This window comes from Sporosarcina ureae (assembly GCF_029267015.1).
Taxonomy (GTDB): domain Bacteria; phylum Bacillota; class Bacilli; order Bacillales_A; family Planococcaceae; genus Sporosarcina; species Sporosarcina ureae_D.
Map to the genome: position 1 here is coordinate 1 of NZ_JARIEA010000041.1, position 3,407 is coordinate 3,407.

At 40.5% G+C, this 3,407-nt stretch carries 5 protein-coding genes; 3 read left to right on the forward strand and 2 right to left on the reverse strand.

Going from position 1 to position 3,407, the window contains the following annotated elements:
• From Q7P97_RS05840 to guaC, 3 genes are all read left to right on the forward strand, one after another.
• The coding region (locus Q7P97_RS05840; protein ID WP_303967847.1) for an ABC transporter ATP-binding protein at positions 1-687 on the forward strand (687 nt) is incomplete at its 5' end.
• Positions 684-1,448 (forward strand): ABC transporter permease, encoded by a 765-nt coding sequence (locus Q7P97_RS05845; protein WP_303967850.1) that lies wholly within the window; start codon positions 684-686, stop codon positions 1,446-1,448. The genes Q7P97_RS05840 and Q7P97_RS05845, both read left to right, overlap by 4 nt.
• A gap of 95 nt (positions 1,449-1,543) precedes the next feature.
• Entirely contained in the window at positions 1,544-2,527 is a 984-nt protein-coding gene (guaC, locus tag Q7P97_RS05850; protein WP_085132109.1) for a GMP reductase, read from the forward strand.
• A gap of 293 nt (positions 2,528-2,820) precedes the next feature.
• Here the strand turns inward: guaC and Q7P97_RS05855 are convergent, their stop codons facing one another.
• Both Q7P97_RS05855 and Q7P97_RS05860 read right to left on the reverse strand, forming a co-directional pair.
• Positions 2,821-2,970, reverse strand: coding sequence for a hypothetical protein (locus Q7P97_RS05855; protein ID WP_303967855.1), 150 nt, complete (start codon positions 2,968-2,970; stop codon positions 2,821-2,823).
• 26 nt (positions 2,971-2,996) lie between these two features.
• On the reverse strand, positions 2,997-3,350 hold the full coding sequence (locus tag Q7P97_RS05860; protein ID WP_303967858.1) for a hypothetical protein: 354 nt from the start codon (positions 3,348-3,350) through the stop codon (positions 2,997-2,999).
• Between the last annotated feature and the right edge of the window lie 57 nt (positions 3,351-3,407).

Consider the following 3,407-nt stretch of genomic DNA (forward strand, 5'->3'; position numbering starts at 1 on the left):
ACCAAGTCCAATCAATATGTCGGCTACTTGCCGGACGTTCCTGAATTCTATCCATTCTATACCGCAACGCAGTATTTAGAGTTATGTGCAGTCATTACAAATATAGCTGTAAAAGAACGTCAAGAAAGAATTGCTGAATTACTTGAACTGGTAGGGTTAGCAGGAACTCATTCTTTAATTAGCACTTATTCAAGAGGAATGAAACAGCGACTGGGAATCGCACAAGCACTTCTAAACAAACCGAAACTTCTTATTTGCGATGAACCGACTTCCGCCTTGGACCCAGCTGGTCGTGCGCAGATTCTTTCTATTCTACAAAAGGCGAAAGCGGAAACGACGGTTTTCTTCTCGACGCATATCGTTTCTGACGCAGAACAAATCTGTGATCACGTCGCCATGCTACATGAAGGTACTATTATATTTCAAGATGAGTTGGCTCATCTGAAACAACAATCCACAGGACAATTCGTCTTTACTTTTTCTATATGTGCAGACAAAGTGAAGGAACGCTTGCAACACACTGCCTTTGACATGAAGGTAGAGAACAACCAATTAATTGTAAGTTTACATGACGATAGTTTACGGATAGCTTTCATGCAAGCACTCATCAACCAAAATATACTCATCCAATCGATGTATCCCCGAACACGTTTACTTGAGCAATTAGTATTGGAGGTGCTGGGATGAATCAGTGGCTCGGCTTTTTAAAGAAAGAATGGTTCGAAAGTGTAAAGTCATATAAGCTATTGCTGATTATAGTCATTTTCTCGATTCTTGGTATATTGAACCCTTTCACGGCAAAAATTACTCCCCTTTTGTTTGAACAATTCATGCCTGAAGGTGCATTGGTCAATCTGCCTGAACCTAGCGCACTTGACTCTTGGATGCAATTCTATAAAAACGTTCCACAAATGGGATTGATCGTGTTTATTCTATTATTCAGTACGATGATGTCGAAGGAGCTGGAGAAAGGTACGCTAGTGATTTTGCTGACGAAAGGATTACGTCGCAGCACCGTCATTACGGCAAAGTTCTTTATGGCACTTTGTTATTGGACGCTAGCTATCGCGCTGGCATTCACTATCACATACGCTTACACCGCTTATTACTGGGATCAAAGTCAACTGCACCATCTTCTATTTGCAGCTAGTTGCCTCTATGTATTCGGCATACTTTTACTAGCGGTTACATTATGGGGCAACACTTTATTCGCTACACCTTATGGCGGAACACTAGTCACATTACTTGTCGTGATTTTCTTATTTATTGTAGCTATATTTCCGAATTCAGCTAAATGGAATCCCCTTGAATTATTGACGGCTTCACACAAACTATTAACTGGTGAATTGACACCATTAGATTTATGGATTCCTTATGCTATTACTTTGTTTATCACAACCCTAGTCGTCTTACTGACTGTGTCACATTTCAAGAGGAAATTGCTATGAAAGCGTTGACATCGAATTAAAAATCATGTAAATTACAAAAGGACGAACAATCCAACATGATTTTATAAAAACATTCGTTTATAGAGGTGATTGTAATGGAAACCGTATTTGACTATGAAGATATACAGCTAGTTCCAGCAAAATGTGTGGTAGAAAGCCGCTCAGAATGTGATACATCCGTTATGTTAGGTGGTCACACGTTTCGTTTACCGGTCGTTCCTGCTAACATGCAAACGATTATTGACGAAAAAATTGCGATTCAATTAGCAGAAGAAGGCTATTTCTATATAATGCATCGTTTCAATCCTGAAACACGAGTAGATTTCATCAAAGATATGCACGCTCGCGGTTTAATCGCGTCGATCAGTGTCGGTGTTAAAGAAGAAGAGTACGGATTCGTTGAGCAATTGGCGATTGATGCGCAAGTCCCTGAATTCATCACTATCGATATCGCACACGGTCATTCCAATCAAGTCATTCGCATGATCCAGCACATCAAAAAGCATTTACCGATGAGCTTTGTCATTGCAGGTAACGTCGGCACACCCGAAGCTGTACGTGAATTGGAGAATGCAGGGGCTGACGCAACGAAAGTCGGGATCGGGCCAGGGAAAGTGTGCATTACGAAAATCAAGACAGGATTTGGTACAGGTGGTTGGCAACTAGCGGCTGTTCGCTTATGTGCAAAAGCTGCATCTAAACCAATTATCGCAGACGGCGGGATTCGCACACACGGCGACATCGCTAAATCTGTACGTTTTGGCGCAAGCATGGTCATGGTTGGCTCATTATTCGCAGGTCACGAGGAATCTCCCGGACAGACTGTAGAGCAAGATGGTCAATTGTATAAAGAATACTTTGGTTCGGCTTCTGAATTCCAAAAAGGCGAAAAGAAGAATGTTGAAGGCAAGAAAATGTTCGTGGAATATAAGGGACCATTGAAAGACACATTGATTGAAATGGAGCAAGATCTTCAGTCTGCTATTTCCTATTCTGGCGGTAAGACATTAAGCTCGATCCGCACCGTCGACTATGTGATTGTAAAGAATTCTATTTTCAATGGCGATAAAGTATTTTAATTTATTTCAACCGGTTGGATATTTTACTCCAATCGGTTTTTTGTCTGTAATCTAGTAAGTTGAGTTTGCTCTCCCCTATTCGTAAGATAGAAGAATATGTATTTACTGAGGGAGTGATTCAATTGGGAACACAGACTGAACAGATCAAGAAACAAGTACTCGATGCATTTCAATTTTACCACGCGCAGTAGAAAATTTGAGAACCGCAACGTTTGATGGGAGATGTAATGGAGTGGGGATAAAGTTCTTTTTTAATATAAAAACACTGTCTTTCATTACGAAAGACAGTGTTTTTACTTGGAAGCCTTTGATCCAGGGGTGGGCGGTGTTTCACCTGTCAAAGCAAAGATGTGCTTCTTCTCACTACGCTTCGCTCGCAAAAGCCATTCTTCGTTACGGCTCTCGCGAAGACCATTTAAGTAAATAGGTAAACCTTGTGCCACAATCGCGCCCATTTGAGGAATAGTTATTATTTCCTTTCCCACAAAATCCCGATAGGATTAGGTGGTTTGTTTTCTTTTCCACCATTCACAAAATACATATGCGAATTAACATCACCATACTGCGTAATATATGGCATTTCTAAAGACTCAAATAGTTCCCTCTCATCATCTTCAATCCTAAATACGTAAGCCCTATAACCTTCTCCATCAGACGCAGTGAGATGCCCTTTAGATTCGCGTCCCTTCAAGGCCTCATCAATCGCTCGTCTCAATTCTAATAGTGCTAATTTATTTCCTACAATCAATGCCCCATCGTGCGGAAATTCCTGAGCGTAAATGTGTAGACATTTTTCATCTTTAAAAGTAATCCCAATCGCCATCTTTCATCTATTTTCAATAAAATAGTTTTTCTTTCTTCTGGTTTGAGTAACATAATG

What these genes read in the sequence shown, in the direction of transcription:
- Q7P97_RS05845 (WP_303967850.1), top strand. Translation starts at nt 684, where the DNA reads ATGAATCAGTGGCTCGGCTTTTTAAAGAAAGAATGGTTCGAAAGTGTA.
- guaC (WP_085132109.1), top strand. Translation starts at nt 1,544, where the DNA reads ATGGAAACCGTATTTGACTATGAAGATATACAGCTAGTTCCAGCAAAA.
- Q7P97_RS05860 (WP_303967858.1), bottom strand. Translation starts at nt 3,350, where the DNA reads ATGGCGATTGGGATTACTTTTAAAGATGAAAAATGTCTACACATTTAC.